This is a genomic window from Comamonas brasiliensis, assembly GCF_018292285.1.
Taxonomy (GTDB): domain Bacteria; phylum Pseudomonadota; class Gammaproteobacteria; order Burkholderiales; family Burkholderiaceae_C; genus Comamonas; species Comamonas brasiliensis.
The window spans coordinates 207,502-222,524 of sequence record NZ_JAANES010000004.1 but is presented as its reverse complement, the minus strand read 5'-3'; the positions used below and the strand labels follow the sequence as shown (position 1 = coordinate 222,524).

14 protein-coding genes and 1 tRNA gene are annotated in these 15,023 nt (G+C 62.4%); 6 read left to right on the top strand and 9 right to left on the bottom strand.

Annotated features, from left to right (window positions below):
• Positions 1–112 precede the first annotated feature (112 nt).
• Positions 113–862: a response regulator gene (locus tag DJFAAGMI_RS17500; RefSeq protein ID WP_003059830.1), complete on the top strand. Its 750-nt coding sequence runs from the start codon at positions 113–115 to the stop codon at positions 860–862.
• Positions 862–2,082, top strand: a complete 1,221-nt coding sequence (locus DJFAAGMI_RS17495) for a HAMP domain-containing sensor histidine kinase (protein WP_043003212.1) — start codon at positions 862–864, stop codon at positions 2,080–2,082. Before DJFAAGMI_RS17500 ends, DJFAAGMI_RS17495 begins: the two co-directional genes overlap by 1 nt.
• Before the next feature lie 54 nt (positions 2,083–2,136).
• On the opposite strand, the gene DJFAAGMI_RS17490 is transcribed toward DJFAAGMI_RS17495, so the two are convergent.
• The 3 genes from DJFAAGMI_RS17490 to DJFAAGMI_RS17480 are packed head-to-tail and all read right to left on the bottom strand — an operon-like array spanning position 2,137 to position 5,857.
• Entirely contained in the window at positions 2,137–3,474 is a 1,338-nt protein-coding gene (locus DJFAAGMI_RS17490) for a UDP-glucose dehydrogenase family protein (protein WP_211458104.1), read from the bottom strand.
• Entirely contained in the window at positions 3,471–4,481 is a 1,011-nt protein-coding gene (locus DJFAAGMI_RS17485; RefSeq protein WP_211458103.1) for an NAD-dependent epimerase, read from the bottom strand. The genes DJFAAGMI_RS17490 and DJFAAGMI_RS17485 overlap by 4 nt, the downstream gene beginning before the upstream one ends.
• On the bottom strand, positions 4,478–5,857 hold the full coding sequence (locus DJFAAGMI_RS17480; RefSeq protein ID WP_211458102.1) for an ArnT family glycosyltransferase: 1,380 nt from the start codon (positions 5,855–5,857) through the stop codon (positions 4,478–4,480). The genes DJFAAGMI_RS17485 and DJFAAGMI_RS17480 overlap by 4 nt, the downstream gene beginning before the upstream one ends.
• A gap of 265 nt (positions 5,858–6,122) precedes the next feature.
• On the opposite strand from DJFAAGMI_RS17480, the gene DJFAAGMI_RS17475 reads away from it, so the two are divergent.
• Both DJFAAGMI_RS17475 and DJFAAGMI_RS17470 read left to right on the top strand, forming a co-directional pair.
• Positions 6,123–7,139: a glycosyltransferase family 2 protein gene (locus DJFAAGMI_RS17475; RefSeq protein ID WP_211458101.1), complete on the top strand. Its 1,017-nt coding sequence runs from the start codon at positions 6,123–6,125 to the stop codon at positions 7,137–7,139.
• Between the two features lie 32 nt (positions 7,140–7,171).
• Positions 7,172–8,071: a lysylphosphatidylglycerol synthase transmembrane domain-containing protein gene (locus DJFAAGMI_RS17470; RefSeq protein ID WP_211458397.1), complete on the top strand. Its 900-nt coding sequence runs from the start codon at positions 7,172–7,174 to the stop codon at positions 8,069–8,071.
• On the opposite strand, the gene DJFAAGMI_RS17465 is transcribed toward DJFAAGMI_RS17470, so the two are convergent.
• Positions 8,062–9,369: an O-antigen ligase family protein gene (locus DJFAAGMI_RS17465; protein ID WP_211458100.1), complete on the bottom strand. Its 1,308-nt coding sequence runs from the start codon at positions 9,367–9,369 to the stop codon at positions 8,062–8,064. The genes DJFAAGMI_RS17470 and DJFAAGMI_RS17465 overlap by 10 nt on opposite strands.
• 75 nt (positions 9,370–9,444) lie before the next feature.
• On the opposite strand from DJFAAGMI_RS17465, the gene DJFAAGMI_RS17460 reads away from it, so the two are divergent.
• Complete coding sequence (locus DJFAAGMI_RS17460) at positions 9,445–10,209, top strand: glycosyltransferase family 25 protein (protein ID WP_211458099.1); 765 nt, start codon at positions 9,445–9,447, stop codon at positions 10,207–10,209.
• Here DJFAAGMI_RS17460 and DJFAAGMI_RS17455 read toward each other — a convergent pair.
• The 5 genes from DJFAAGMI_RS17455 to radA form a co-directional block, all read right to left on the bottom strand.
• On the bottom strand, positions 10,199–11,284 hold the full coding sequence (locus DJFAAGMI_RS17455) for a glycosyltransferase (protein WP_211458098.1): 1,086 nt from the start codon (positions 11,282–11,284) through the stop codon (positions 10,199–10,201). The genes DJFAAGMI_RS17460 and DJFAAGMI_RS17455 overlap by 11 nt on opposite strands.
• A gap of 80 nt (positions 11,285–11,364) precedes the next feature.
• Entirely contained in the window at positions 11,365–11,574 is a 210-nt protein-coding gene (locus tag DJFAAGMI_RS17450) for a zinc-finger domain-containing protein (RefSeq protein ID WP_003059801.1), read from the bottom strand.
• Positions 11,575–11,714: 140 nt separating this feature from the next.
• Positions 11,715–12,653, bottom strand: a complete 939-nt coding sequence (locus DJFAAGMI_RS17445; protein ID WP_211458097.1) for a branched-chain amino acid transaminase — start codon at positions 12,651–12,653, stop codon at positions 11,715–11,717.
• A gap of 81 nt (positions 12,654–12,734) precedes the next feature.
• Positions 12,735–13,190, bottom strand: a complete 456-nt coding sequence (locus tag DJFAAGMI_RS17440; protein ID WP_211458096.1) for a glycerate kinase — start codon at positions 13,188–13,190, stop codon at positions 12,735–12,737.
• Between the two features lie 180 nt (positions 13,191–13,370).
• A complete protein-coding gene (radA, locus tag DJFAAGMI_RS17435) occupies positions 13,371–14,756 on the bottom strand; it encodes a DNA repair protein RadA (RefSeq protein ID WP_003059793.1) in 1,386 nt (461 codons plus the stop codon).
• A 181-nt stretch (positions 14,757–14,937) separates the two neighbouring features.
• Here radA and DJFAAGMI_RS17430 point away from each other — a divergent pair.
• Positions 14,938–15,014, top strand: a tRNA-Met gene (locus DJFAAGMI_RS17430).
• The last annotated feature ends 9 nt before the right edge of the window (positions 15,015–15,023 follow it).

Genomic DNA, 15,023 nt, shown 5'->3' with positions numbered 1-15,023 from the left:
TTAGCTATTGTTTTTTGATGCGTGTGGCGTTTACCGAACTTTACGCGCCAGACAAGAGCAGATCATCTGCGTGCTGCAGCATGGTGCCTTGAAGAAATATCGAGGCGCGAGCATGACTACACTGCCCCCTATGAGCACGCACCAACTTCTGATGATTGAGGACGACGTTCGCCTGGCGCAAATGGTGAGCGATTATCTGGGCAATAACGGCCTGGAAGTGACCCATATGGCCGACGGCAAGAGCGGCCTGGAACAGCTGCAGCCCAGCGATGGCGGATCGGTCGAGCTGCCCGATCTGGTGATCCTGGACCTGATGCTGCCCGATATGGACGGCCTTGAAGTCTGCCGCCGCATACGTTCCATGCCTGGAGCCCCCGCTCAGGTCCCGGTGCTGATGCTGACCGCCAAGGGCGATCCCATGGACCGCATCATCGGCCTGGAGCTGGGCGCCGACGACTATCTGCCCAAGCCTTTCGAGCCGCGCGAGCTGCTGGCCCGCATTCGCGCCATCCTGCGCCGCAAAGGTGGCGAGAGCCAGGCGGCGCCCGCGAATGCCGTCATGCGCTTCGGCAGCCTGGAAATCGATCGTGATGCCCGTACCGTGTCGGTGGGAGAGCAGCAGGCCGATCTCACTTCCTACCAGTTCGATTTGCTGGTGGCGCTGGCCGAGCGCGCCGGTCGCGTGCTGACGCGCGACCAGATCATGGAAGCCGTGAGAGGGCGCGAACTGGAGGCCTTCGATCGTTCGATCGACGTGCACATGGGCCGTATCCGTGCCGCGATCGAGGCCGACCCCAAGGCTCCCAAGCGCATTCTCACGGTGCGCGGTGTGGGCTATGTTTTTGCCAAGCAACAAGACTGATGAAGCTGCTGCATGTCTTCTCTCAGCGCCTGTATCTGCGCATCTGGCTGGCCGTAGTGGTCGGCGTGGCCGTGCTCACGCTCTGCGTGGCCTGGGCCTGGAATATTGCCGAGGAACAGCGCGCGCAGAACAGCACCACACCGCCCTCGCGCGAGATGGTGCTCAAAGGCCCCGAGGGCGAGGTGCTGGTGGAGGGGCGTGGCAACCGCATCTCCGGCTCGCCCGTAGATGGCGTGCGTTTTGAAATTGCCGCCAGGGACGGGCAGGTCTATGAGCTGTGGATGGCGCCGCGCGAGTGGCGTGAGGGCCGTCCTCCGCCGCGTGATGGTGCCGTGGCCTTCTGGCTGCGGCCACCGTTCGGCTTTCTGTGGATGCTGGGCCTGGTCGGCGTGGCGGTGGTTGTGGGCGTGTTCCCCATCATTCGTCGCCTGCTCAAGCGTCTGGAAAACCTGCAGCGCGGCGTCAAGCGCTTCGGCGAGGGCGATCTGTCGGTGCGCGTACCCGAGCATGGCCATGACGAGGTGGCGGATCTTGCACACCAGTTCAATGCCGCTGCCGCGCGCATCGAGACCTTGATGACCTCTCACAAGTCTCTGCTGGCCAATGCCTCGCATGAGCTGCGTTCGCCGCTGACGCGCATCCGCATGGGACTGGAGTTCATGGGCGACGACCCGGCCAGTGCACGTGCCAAGGCCGAGATCCAGCGCAATATTGGCGAGTTGGATCAACTGGTCGACGAGATCCTGCTGGCCAGCCGGCTGGACTCCAGCGAGGTCGATGTGGGCACGGTGGAGTCGGTCGATCTGATCGGTCTTGCGGCCGAGGAATGTGCACGCATCGATGCCGATCTGGAGATGCAGACCGATGGTCCGCTTGAGGTGCAAGGTATCGCGAAACTGCTGCGCCGCGCCGTGCGCAATCTGCTGGAGAACGCGCGCCGCTACAGCGAGGGCGAGATCACGCTGTCCCTGTCCAGGCAGGACGGCATGGCCGTGATTCGCGTCGAGGATCACGGCCCTGGCGTTCCCCAGGCGCAGCGTGAGCGTATTTTCGAAAAGTTCTATCGCCTGCCTGGCGCCAGCGAGCGCTCCGGCGGTGTGGGTCTTGGCCTGTCGCTGGTGCGCTCGATCGCCGAGCGGCATGGTGGCACGGTGCACTGCGAGGCACGCCAGGACGGCCGTAGCGGTGCGAGCTTTGTGATCTGTCTGCCTCTGGTCTGATCCGTACCCCCAAAAAAAAGCCCCGCAGGTTTCGGCCTGCGGGGTTTTTGCGTTTCAGCGTGGCCGCTGGGCGGGTCGGCCTATCGAGACATAGCCCAGGCCATGGCTGGCAGGCAGGGCAGGCTCGTAGAGATTGCGGCCGTCAAAAATCATTCTGTCGCGCAGTGTTGAGGCCAACAGGTCAAAGTCCGGAGCGCGGAAGATCTGCCATTCGGTCACGATGGCCAGGCAGTCTGCATCCTGCACGGCAGCCAGCGGACTATCCGCCAACTGCAGGTCGGCACGCTCGCCGTAGATCCGGTGGGCTTCCTTCATGGCCACGGGATCGTAGGCCTTCACCTTGGCGCCGGCGGCCCAGAGCGACTCCAGCAGATTGCGGCTGGGCGCTTCGCGCATATCGTCGGTATTGGGCTTGAAGGCCAGGCCCCAGACGGCGATGGTCTTGCCCTCAAGCTGGCCGTCGTAGAAGGCGCTGATGCGCTCGAACAGCACATTGCGCTGGGCGTGGTTACGGTCTTCCACGGCGTTGAGCAGCAGAGGCTCGAAATCAACTTCCCTGGCGGTGTGGATCAGCGCCTTCACATCCTTCGGAAAGCAGCTGCCGCCATAACCCACGCCCGGGTAGATGAAGTGATAGCCAATGCGCGGGTCGCTGCCAATGCCGCGGCGCACGGCCTCCACATTGGCCCCCAGCTTTTCCGCCAGATTGGCGATTTCGTTCATGAAGCTGATCTTGGTCGCCAGCATGGCATTGGCCGCGTATTTGGTCAGCTCTGCGCTTCGGACATCCATCACCACGATCTTGTCGCGGTTGCGGTTGAAGGGCGCGTACAGCTCGCGCAGCTTGGTTTCGGAAGCCGGGTTGCCGGTGCCGATGATGATGCGGTCCGGGCGCTGGCAATCGCCCACGGCCGCACCCTCCTTGAGGAACTCGGGGTTGGACACCACGTCGAACGCATGCTGCAGATTGCGTTGTGCAAGGCCTTCGGCAATCACGGCCGAGACCTTGTCCGCGGTGCCCACGGGCACGGTCGATTTGTTGATGACGATGCGCCGTCCGTCCATGTGCTCGGCGATGGTGCGGGCCACGGCCAGCACATATTGCAGGTCGGCGCTGCCGTCTTCATCGGGCGGCGTGCCCACGGCCAGAAAGATCAACTCGCTGTGCGCCACGCCTTCGGCGGCATTGGTGGTGAACTGCAAACGCCCCAGTTGCTGATTGTTGATGACGAGTGCATCGAGGCCTGGTTCATGGATGGGGATCTGGCCGGCCTTGAGTGCTGCGACCTTCTTCTCATCCACATCCACGCAAAGCACCTGGTGGCCTACGTCGGCCAGCACGGCGCCTTGCACAAGACCGACATAGCCGGTACCAAAGACAGTAACTTTCATACGCGATAAAAAGAGCGATACCAATCCACAAAATTCTGCACGCCGGTGGCCACGGGCATGGCTGGCGAGAAGCCTACCCAGGCTTGCAGGGCTCGTGTGTCCGCCGACGTGCTGTGCATGTCTCCGGGCTGTATGGGCAGCATTTGCTTGCGAGCGGTAATTTGCAGGGCGCCCTCCAAGGCGGCGATGTAGTCCATCAGCACGGTGGGGGCGTTGTTGCCGATGTTGAAGATGCGATAGGGCGCGGTGCTGGTGCCAGGGTTGGGGTTCTGGCTGTCATAGCTAGCGTCTGGCGTGGCGGGCTTGTCCAGCACGCGCATGATGCCTTCGACGATATCGTCGATATAGGTGAAGTCGCGCACCAGCTTGCCTTCGCCATAGACATCGATGCTCTCGCCGGCCAGCATGGCCTTGGTGAACTTGAACAAGGCCATGTCGGGGCGGCCCCAGGGACCATATACCGTGAAGAAGCGCAGGCCTGTGGTGGGAATGCCGTACAGGTGCGCATAGCTATGGGCCATCAGCTCATTGGCCTTCTTGGTGGCTGCGTAATAGCTGATGGGGTGGTCCACAGCATCGCTTTCGGCAAACGGCATCTTGGTGTTGCCACCATAGACGCTGGAGCTGCTGGCATAGACCAGATGCTCCACCTGGTGCTTACGGCAGCCTTGCAGGACATTGCCAAAGCCCAGCAGATTCGAGTCGGTGTAGTCGTCGGGCTGATCGATGGAGTAGCGCACACCGGCTTGTGCGGCCAGGTGCAGAACTTTGCTGGGGGCTACCTCGGCAAACAGGTCGGCCATGCCTTGTCGATCCGCCAGATCGAGTTCCACAAAGCGGAAGTGGGCGTGTGGGCGCAACTCGGCGAGGCGGGCATGCTTGAGCGCCACGTCGTAGTAGTTGTTGAGGTTGTCGATGCCAACCACGGGCACACCTTGCTCAAGCAGTCGCTTGGCGCAATGCATGCCGATAAAGCCGGCACAGCCGGTGATCAGAACGGGATTCATGGGGCAATCCAGAGATATTGGTATTGCGCAGGTGTTGCGCTGGCAGGCATTTTCTCGAAAGGCATGCTCAGTGTCTGCAGCGCGGTTTTTGCCTGGGTGGTGAAGATGCCGTCCCACCAGTTCGCGACGGGCTTGTCGGCGCGTGTGATCAACAGCAGGCCGCCTGCGGTATCGGCGCCGGCCTGAGACAGGCACTGCCTCAGCTGTGCACCATCGGAGCAGCCCAGGGCGTAGGTTTGCGGGAACTGCGAATGCAGCATGGCAGCCATCATATGGTCCGAGCCGACGATGACGCCCTTGCCGTCATAACCGGCCTTGCGCAGTTCCTGGGCCAGTGTCTTGACCGGATGGTTGAGCTCGTCGGGGTCGTTCTTGCGACCGCCCAGCCAGGGGCGCAGCGTGGCCATGATCAGAAAGATCAGGGCAAAGACGATGACGAAGACGGTGAACATGCGGCCCACGCCCTGTTCCAGCAGTGCCGGGCGCCAGACATACAGGGCCAAGGGTGCAATGGCCGTCAGAGGCAGCATCCAGCGCTGCTTGAAGTCCGTGACATCAGCTGCCAGCACCATTCCCAGCAGGCAGACGGCAATGATGAGCAGGTAGTTGCGCAACAAAGGCCTGGCCCATTCCTGGCTGGGCAAAGACGCGTCGGTGCCGGGCTTCCAGAGTCTGGAGCGATAGCTGAGCACGGCGGCAATCAGCCACAGGCCCAGGGTGGAAAGCAGGGCCTTGAGCAGATTGCCCAGACCTTTCAGATGCGAAGCCTCGGTGGAGATGGACATCTTCTGTACGGTCTCGGTGGTTGCCATGCCCCAGTGCGAGGCCAGCCAGAAGGCATGGGGCGCAAACACCAGCAAGCCCACCAGCGGCGCCAGCCACCAGCCCCTGGCGAAGATGGCGCGACGTACCTGCGTCACCGTCATGGAAGCCACGAACAAGGCGCCAATGAGCATGGCATAGCTGTATTTGGACAGCATGCCCAGACCGCAGAAGAGGCCGATCCAGACAAAATTGATGGCCTGCGGCTTTTGCACCTGGCGCAGTACCGCCCACCACAAGCCCATGGTCATGGCCGTCACCATCACCGTATGGGTCTGGTCACGCAGCGAGTCCCAGCCGAAAGGCGGCATCAGCAGCAGACCTGCGGCCACCCACCAAGCGCCCTTGCGATCGAGCAACTCCCGGCCCGCCAGCCAGGCCAGGCAATAGGTCAGGGCGATCAGCAGATGTTTGAGCAGGGCCAGTGCCAGCACCGAAGGGCCGAGAATCTGGCAGACCGCCCATTGCATCCAGGTATACAGAGGCGGCTGCGGGCCATAACCCAGATGCAATTGCTGGGCCCAGAGAATCTGTTCGGACTCATCCCATTTCATGCCCGCGGAAATGCTGATGCGGGAAACGATATGGGCACAAACTAAAAGAGCCAGCCATATCCATGGCTTGGCATATAGGGCTTGCTGCCAGTCGGGGCGAATAGAAGTCGAGGAGTTTGATGCCATAGGATTTGGCGAGTGCACATGTTTTGATAGTGCGCACTTACGATTGCGCTTGGCTTTGCAGGCCAAACAATGGGCCTGGCGCAAATGGCACCTAGGGTATTCAGTTAGTATAGGTGACTGTTATCCAAAATCATTGAGCATGACGTCCGTGCACGATTCCAATCCCGAAGTTTCCATCGTTGTTCCTGTTTATAACGAGTTCGATAATCTGCCCGACTTGGTGGCCCGTATTGACGAGGCCATGCGCACCCAGCCGCTGAGCTACGAACTGATTGCGGTGGACGATGGCTCGACGGATGGCAGTGCCAAGCGTCTGCGCGAGCTGGCCGAACAGCATCCCTGGGTGCGTGCCGTCTGTCTGGTACGCAACTACGGTCAGTCCAGCGCCCTGCAGGCCGGTTTTGACCGCGTGCGCGGCCGTTATGTGGTCACGCTGGATGCCGACCTGCAAAACGAACCCGGCGACATTCCGCTGTTGCTGGAGCGTCTGGAAAACGATCCCGATGTGGACATGATCTCTGGCTGGCGCAAGAACCGCCAGGACAAGGCGCTGTCGCGCCGCCTGCCCTCGGTTCTGGCCAACCGCCTGATTTCCAAATTCACCAATGTGCAGCTGCATGACTACGGCTGCGCACTGAAGGCCTACCGCCGCGAAATCATCGACCGCATTCGCCTCTACGGCGAGATGCACCGCTTCATTCCCTCGCTGGCGCGTGATGCCGGCGCGCGTATCACGGAGATTCCGGTGCGTCACCATGCACGCACGCGCGGTGTCTCCAAGTACGGCATAGATCGCACTTTCCGGGTGATCCTGGATCTGATCTTCATTGTCTTCTTCATGCGCTTTCGCCAGCGCCCGCTGCATGCCTTCGGCGGCATGGGACTGTGGATGGCCACGCCTGGCGTGCTGATTCTGCTGTGGCTGCTGGCGCAGAAGATCATGGGCGAATCGATTGGCGGCCGCCCCCTGTTGATGGCAGGGGTCATGCTGGTGCTGATGGGCATGCAGTTCATCGTGGCAGGTCTGATCGGCGAGCTGCTGACGCGTATCTATTACGAGTCGGGCAGCGGTCTTCAGTACTACGCCAAGGATTACGGCTCCGTCGAGTACAGGGCCGAAAACAAGGCTGCGAAAACCGAGACCACGCTCCTGTGAGCAAGACGCGTAAGGCGTTTGTCCGGGCCCTGATGGGCATCGCTTTGCTGGCCGCCGTTGTCTACTTCGCCAACCCCGTTCAGCTCTGGGGCCGGCTGCAGCAGGCCAACCCCTGGTGGCTGCTGGGAGGTTTCGGGATTTCCATCGCCTCCAACGTCGTCTCGGCATGGCGCTGGCGTGCCATGGCGCGGTGGCTGGGTGCCCAGATGTCGGTGGCCTCAAGCATGCGCTGGTACTTTCAGGCCATCGGCCTGAATGTGCTGCTGCCCGGCGCAGTGGTGGGCGGTGATGTCTATCGCGCTATAGCGCTGCAGAAGACCGGGCAGGCCAAGGCGGCCAGCAATCTCTCGGTGATTCTCGATAGGGTCAGCGGCCTGTGGATGCTGTGCGCGATCGGCGGTCTGGGTGCGGTGGCGTGCGCTTCCACCCTGGCTCCCTGGGTGCGCCTGAATACCGCTCTCTTCATCACGCTGCTGCTTGCCGTCACCGTGATCTGGCTGCTGCTGCCCTGGGCCTTGCTGCAGGGTCTGCGCAGCAACTGGTTCAGGCTGCCTGGTGCTTGGCTGGAGCCTGTGCGTATGGCGGCCGACAGCCCCGACTTTCTGTCCCAGCTTTGGCTGCAAGCCGCATCCTCGGCCCTGGTCCAATTGCTGTCCGCCGCAGCGCTGGCCTGTGGGGCCATGGCTCTGGGCCTGCATTTGCCGCCGGCTGCCTGGGGCTTCGTCATCGCCCCCATATTCCTGATGGCGGCACTGCCTGTGAGTGTGGGCGGCTGGGGCACCCGTGAAGCCGCAGCCGTTGCGGCGCTGGCTCCGTTCGGCGTGCCTGCGGTTCTGGCCGTCGGGGTCGGCCTCTTGTATGGTGTCTTTGCCTTGGGCCAGGGGGCTCTGGGAGCCCTGGCCCTGGGCTTGCCGGGCAGGGCTCAGGACTGAGCCGATGCTGCGGGAGCCCGGGCTTCCAGTCTGCAGATACCGCCCCAGAGCACGGCCAGGCTGAAGATGTAGAACATGTTGCCGCTGTTGTGCGCGAAGAATACCTGGGTCCAGCCAAAGCCGAAGTAGGCCAGCGGCAGCAGGGTGGCTGCTGCACGCAGAGCCAGCAGTCTGGGGCGCTGAGCCGCATCGGTACGTGCCAGACGGCGCGGCGTGGGCCAGAAAATGGCGGCAGGCACGGCATAGAACGCCAGCAGCAGGATCAGACCGGGCAGCCCGCGCTTGACCCACATGTCCAGGATTTCGTTGTGCGCATGCCCATACTCCATGACCGAGGGATGGGCCAGGCCTTGATCGACCATCTGCTTCTTGGCCGCAGGGTAGCCGGCCAGTCCCCAGCCACTGAAGGGGCGCTGTTCAATCAGATGAATCGCAAGCCGCCATTGCTCCAGGCGCTGGCCGACCGAGGTCACCGCATATTTCTGGGGATCCTGCAGATACTGTGAGACTTCCCGGGCGGCTTCGGCGCTGCGTTGTTCCAGCTTTTGGTAGGCAGGCACTGCCACGATCAGCCCCAGCATGAGCATTGCTGCCGCAGCCATGCTGGCCAGACGCTTGTAGCCATTGAGCCAGGCCATCAGCCAGATGGCCGCGATCAGCAGCGGTATCACGACCCAGGAGCCGCGGGAGTCGGAAAGAAAGGACGCAAAGACACCGCATGCACCCAGCAGGCCCAGGACAGCGGCCCGGGACTTGCTCCAGCGGCCCAGCACGGCCAGCGACAAGGTGGCAAAACCCAGGTACATGGCGATGCCGCCATACTGGATGGCATTGGTAAAGCCGGATACACGCGGCATCTTGAGCACGCCGGCCTGGTACACGGCAATGGCCAGGGCGCCTGCGCAGCCCAGGGCCAGGCCCCAGACAATGGCCGAGAGCCGGACGCCCGATTTGCTCAGATACCAGAGGCTGAGAGCGGCCAAGGCATATTTCGCGCCGTAGCCCCAGCCTGCCGCCGAGAACCAGCGATCAAAGGACAGGCTCCAGAGCAGTCCCAGCACCAGCATCAGCCCCACCAGCACCCAGGTTTCACGCCGAGCAGGGCCTTTGGGGCGAGCGGCGATGGAACCGGCCAGAGCCAGAAGAGCCAGGGCCGTGGATCCGTAGGAGTAGCCCGAAGGCACGCAAAGGCTCAGTGCAAAGAATGCAAAGCAGGCGGCATCCAGGGCATGAGCAAGGGCAGCCGCCCGCTTGCCGGGCTGGCCGGGTTGAGGCGCGACGGATGTAGGCACATTCATAGTTGTAATCGGGTTCTTCTGCGAGGCAATGGGCTTCAACCTACACTGCAGGTCTTGTGTTCGGTGCAGAAGTGTATGTCGTCATTACCCATTGTCTTTATCAATTTGTCCAAGGACGCGGAGCGTCGCGAGCGCATGACTGCGCAGTTCGCGCAAATGGGGCTGGCGGCATCGCGCCTGCCTGCCGTGTGGTGGGCGGATCTGTCGCAGGCCGAGCAAAGACATTACTTCTGTGCCCCTCAAAGCCATGGTCGCTACTTCAAACCCCTGAGCAACGGAGAGAAGGGCTGCTACGCCAGCCATCTGCGGTCATGGCAGCAGCTATTGGATGGCGATTCGCCTGCCATGGTGGTCTTCGAGGACGATGTGCGGCTTCTGCCGGATTTGCCCCAGGCGCTGGCGGCGATCGAAGCCCTGCCCGTCGATGGCAGCTGGGACATGATCAAGCTCTATGGGCGCGAGCCGGAAAAGATAGCCAACCAAGGGCCGCTGGTAGAAGGGTCTTTGCAGCTGATCTCCTATCAGCGGGTGCCTAGTTTTGCCGCTGGTTACGTCATCAGCCGCTCCGGTGCCCGCAAGATGCTGGAGGCGCGCGTTCCCTTCGACCGGCCGGTGGATGTGGATATCCGCTTCTGGTTTGAAAACGACCTGCGTGTTTACGGTGTCTATCCCTCGGTCATTGCCCTGGACGACACCAGCGAGGTCAGCAGCATCTGGGCCCAGCAGGCGGCACCGACGAGCCGCCTGCAGAAAATGCGCAAATTCAAGATGAAGCTGGCATTGAACTGGGGCAATTTCCGGGCCGCAAAACCTCAGGTCTCGGCGGTGCTCAAGCCTTGACCGGCAGCAGCCTTTGATATTGGCCCCACATCTGCTCGCGCCCATAGTGGCTGAGTGCATGAGCACGCGCTGCCGAGCCCAGGCGCTGGGCCAGGTCTGGGTCCTGGAGCAGTCTTTGCAGTGCATCCGCCATGGAGTCGGGGTCTGACTCCTGCACCCGCAGGCCGTTCACCTCGGGGGTGACGACTTCCCGGGCTCCGATGACGTCGGAGACGACGCAGGCACAGCCTGCAGCCATGCCCTCCACCAGGGCCAGAGGCATGCCTTCCCAATGCGTGGCCAGAACAAAGATTTGCGTCCTGGAAAGTCGCTGGGGCAGGTCCGAGACATTGCCCAGGAAGCGAACCTGCTGCTCAAGTCCCAGCTCGGCCACCAGCCGCTCGGCTCTGGCCCTGAGCGAACTCTTGCCTGCGCCGGCCAGATAGAGTGTGGGCGTCAGGCCGCGTTGCCTGAGAGCGGCCATGGCCCTGATCAGCGTGTCGTGATCCTTCTGGCGCGCAAAGCGTGAAGCCATGTAAATCGCCGGCTCGCGCTCCTGCCAGTGCTGGGGCATGGCATCTTGGGCAAAGCGCGTCAGATCGATGCCGTTGCAGATGGCAATGCATTTTTCGGCCGGGAAACCCCGCTCGACCAGGCTGGTCCTGACGCCTTCGGAGACGCCGATATGGGCCTGGGTGAACGGCTCCAGCGCCAGGGCCTGGCGCAGACGACGCGGCGTGTAGCGCTCGCGCGAGTTGTGCTCCACATGAAAGATATGCGCCACGCCTTCGGCCGCAGCCGCGCGGCGGCCCCAGATATGGTCGCTGAAACCATGGGCGAACACCGCATCGGGCTTGAAGCCGCGAATGATCTTGCGCAGCTCCCAGACGGTGAGCGCATGCAGCCAGTTGGACACCACGACGACCTGCAGGCCTTGCTGGCGCAGGGCCTCGATCTTGCGCTCATCCGTGCTTGGCTTGCGGCGCAGCACCAGCAGAACCTCATGGCCGGGCGCGCGCAGCGCGGCCAGGCTCAGGTCCACGGCGACCTGGGTGGCGCCGGAGAAGCCTCCGGTAACAAAGTGAAGAATGCGCATGGCTCGCTATCGTGGCTCGCAAATGAAAAAAGCATCTGGTCGTTCGCTGGAGCGACCAGATGCCTTGGGGCTCGGGGGAATCAATGCCCGCCGGCAAACACCTCGCCGGCCTTGAGGCGGTAGGTCGTGCCGCAATAAGGGCACTTGGCGTCGCCGGTCTTGGCCACATCCAGGTAGACCTTGGGGTGGCTGTTCCACAGCTTCATATCGGCCTTGGGGCTGGGGCAGAACACACCACCCTGGGCATTCAGGTCTTTGGCGGCCAGTTCGACGACGGCGTTCGTGGTCATTTCTCGTGTCTTTCGTGTTTTCAAAAATGAAGCATGGCCGGCAATGCGGGCGCAACTGAGGTCAGAAGCACCGAGCAAGGGCCATCCCTGAGCGACGATGCGCCTCCCAAGGGGGAAGCGGAAAAGCCGCTCAGGGGAATTCACACTCTGGTGAGCCAGTGTGCGTATTTGGGGTTGCGGCCGTTGACGATGTCGAAATAGGCCGCCTGGATCTTCTCGGTAATCGGGCCGCGGCGGCCTTCGCCGATCTGCACGCGGTCCACTTCGCGGATGGGCGTGACTTCTGCGGCGGTGCCGGTGAAGAACAGCTCGTCCGAGATATACAGCTCATCGCGGGTGATGCGCTTTTGCACCACTTCCAGGCCCAGGTCCTTGCAGATGTGCAGCACAGTGTTGCGCGTGATGCCGTTGAGTGCGCCGGCGGACAGGTCAGGGGTGTAGATCACGCCATCCTTGATCACAAAGATGTTCTCGCCCGAGCCTTCGGAGACAAAGCCCGATGCGTCCAGCAGGATGGCCTCGTCGTAGCCGTCGTCCAGAGCCTCGGTATTGGCCAGGATGGAGTTGGTGTAGTTGCTCACCGCCTTGGCCTGGCTCATGGTGATATTCACATGGTGGCGGGTGAAGCTGGAAATCTTGGTGCGGATGCCGCGCTGCATGCCTTCCTCGCCCAGATAGGCGCCCCAGGCCCAGGCCGCCACCATCAGGTGGATGGTATTGCCCTTGGGCGAAACACCCAGCTTGCGGTCGCCAATCCAGGTCAGCGGGCGCAGATAGCAGGATTTGAGGCCGTTGGCCCTGACCACCTCGACCTGGGCCTGATTGACCTGCTCCTGGCTGAACGGGATCTGCATGCGCAGGATCTTGGCACTGTTGAACAGGCGCTTGGTGTGCTCTTCAAGGCGGAAGATGGCCGTGCCTTGTTCGGTTTCGTAGGCGCGCACGCCTTCAAAGGCGCCGCAGCCATAGTGCAGCGTGTGGGTCAGCACATGGATCTTGGCATCGCGCCACTCCACCAACTGGCCATCCATCCAGATCTTTCCGTCGCGGTCGGACATCGAGGGAACAACAGGGCTCATAAAACCATCCTCTATGGGTTGTGTGTTCGGCGGGCGCTGCTGCCGGATAGGCGGCAGCGCTTGTCTCCTGAAGCTGCCATTTTAGGGGGAGGTCGGCTCCGATGTTCGGGCTGTTGCTTCCGTAGTAGTCGGGTTCAGCTCTTCCTTGGGTTCGGGACGCTGCAGCTCCCATTTCATGAGACGGCCGCCGACGAATTCGCAGGTCACATGGGACTGTGTGCCGTCGGTCCAGCGGTAAATCTCGGGGCTCTGGCCTTCTTCGGACAGGCGCTGGCCCAGGGAGCGGGTCATGGCCACCACATGGACCAGCGGGACCTTGGGCTTGAGCTTGGCATTGAGCATCACGGCGCTGCCCACATAGCCGATAGGCCGGTCCGACGCCTTCTTCATGATGGTCATCAGGCGCGTGAAGTGCAGCAACCCCCACATGAGGATGCCGCCTGCCACGGCCGCCACGCCAGGCCAGCCCGCAGAGTTGTAGGCCGCGATCATGAGCACGATCAAGCCCAGGGGAACCAAAATATTGCGCAAATTCATGGGCTTATTGTCTTACGAGGGTATGGGTTTGAGGTTGCGGACAGTGCGTATGCCCGTACAGGCTGCTGTGACCAGGGGGTTTTCAAAAACAGTAGCTGTATGCGTATTTCAATCAACGATTTCAGCTAATTTATTAGCTGAAATCTAGGGCTGAAAGGCACAAGCAGCTATCAAAATACATCAGCCAATGCCGCGCACGATGTTGATGGCCTCATCCACGCGCTCCACGGCATGAATGGTCAGGCCGGCGATGGGCTTCTTGGGGGCATTGGCCTTCGGAACCACGGCGATAGTGAATCCCAACTTTGCCGCCTCCTTGAGTCGTTCCTGACCGCGAGGGGCGGGACGCACCTCGCCGGCCAGACCGACCTCGCCAAACGCGATAAAGCCCTTGGGCAGTGACTTGCCGCGTAGGCTGGAAGTGATTGCCAACATCACTGCCAGGTCGGCTGCCGGCTCGTTGATGCGCACGCCGCCCACGGCATTGACGAAGACATCCTGGTCGGCGCAGGCCACGCCTGCATGGCGGTTGAGCACGGCCAGCAGCATGGCCAGCCGGTCGCGGTCCAGGCCGACCGAGAGGCGACGCGCAGCCGGGCCGCCCTGGTCCACCAGGGCCTGGATTTCCACCAGCATGGGGCGCGTGCCCTCCAGCGTCACCAGCACGCAGCTGCCGGGCACGGGCTCGCTGTGCTGGCTCAGAAAGATGGCGCTGGGGTTGGTCACGCCCTTGAGGCCTTTTTCCGTCATCGCGAAGACGCCGATCTCGTTGACGGCACCAAAGCGGTTCTTGATGGCGCGCACCAGGCGGAAGTTGCTGTGCGTGTCGCCTTCGAAGTAGAGCACCGTGTCCACCATGTGCTCGAGCACGCGCGGGCCGGCCAGCGCGCCGTCCTTGGTCACATGGCCCACCAGAATGATGGTGATGCCCGTGGTCTTGGCCGCACGCGTGAGATGGGCCGCGCATTCGCGCACCTGGGCCACGGAGCCCGGAGCCGAGGAGAGCTGGTCCGAATACACGGTCTGTATCGAGTCGATCACCACCACGGCGGGTTGGGTGGCCTCCACGGTGGCCAGGATTTTCTCGAGCTGGATCTCGGCCAGCACATTGACCTGGCTGTTGTCCAGCCCGAGCCGGCGCGAGCGCAACGCCACCTGGGCGCCGCTTTCCTCGCCCGTCACATAGAGCGTGGGCAGGCCGATACGGTGCAATGCATCCATGGCCTGCAAAAGAAGTGTGGACTTACCTATGCCGGGGTCGCCGCCGATCAGCACCACGCCGCCTTCGACCACGCCGCCGCCCAGCACCCGGTCCAGCTCCTCGATGCCGCTGGGGGTGCGCGCCACATCCTGGGCCTCGATGGCCGACAGCGGGGTGACGGGCTGGGCATTGGCCAGGCCTGCGTAGCCCTGGGGCTGGCTCAGGCGGTTCTTGCCGCCCGAGGCGGAGTCGGCCACGGTCTCGACCAGGCTGTTCCAGGCGCCGCAGCCCGGGCATTTGCCCAGCCAGCGCGGGCTGGTGCCGCCACAGGCGTTGCAGGTGAAAGTGGTTTTCTCTTTGGCCATGGGCGGCAACTATACCGACTGGCCCGGGCCGCAAATGCTGCCGCCCATGCGGGGCGGGCGACAAATTTCAGAGCCAGTAACCATGAAAAGCGCGCGTTTATATAACTGCTTCGCATGACAGGCCGATTTAGGCTACAATTGCGCCTATCGACACAGTAACTGTTGTTGAGAAACAAATTACCGCGCGATGGAGCAGTCTGGTAGCTCGTTGGGCTCATAACCCAAAGGTCGGAGGTTCAAATCCTTCTCGCGCAACCAACAAAAAAG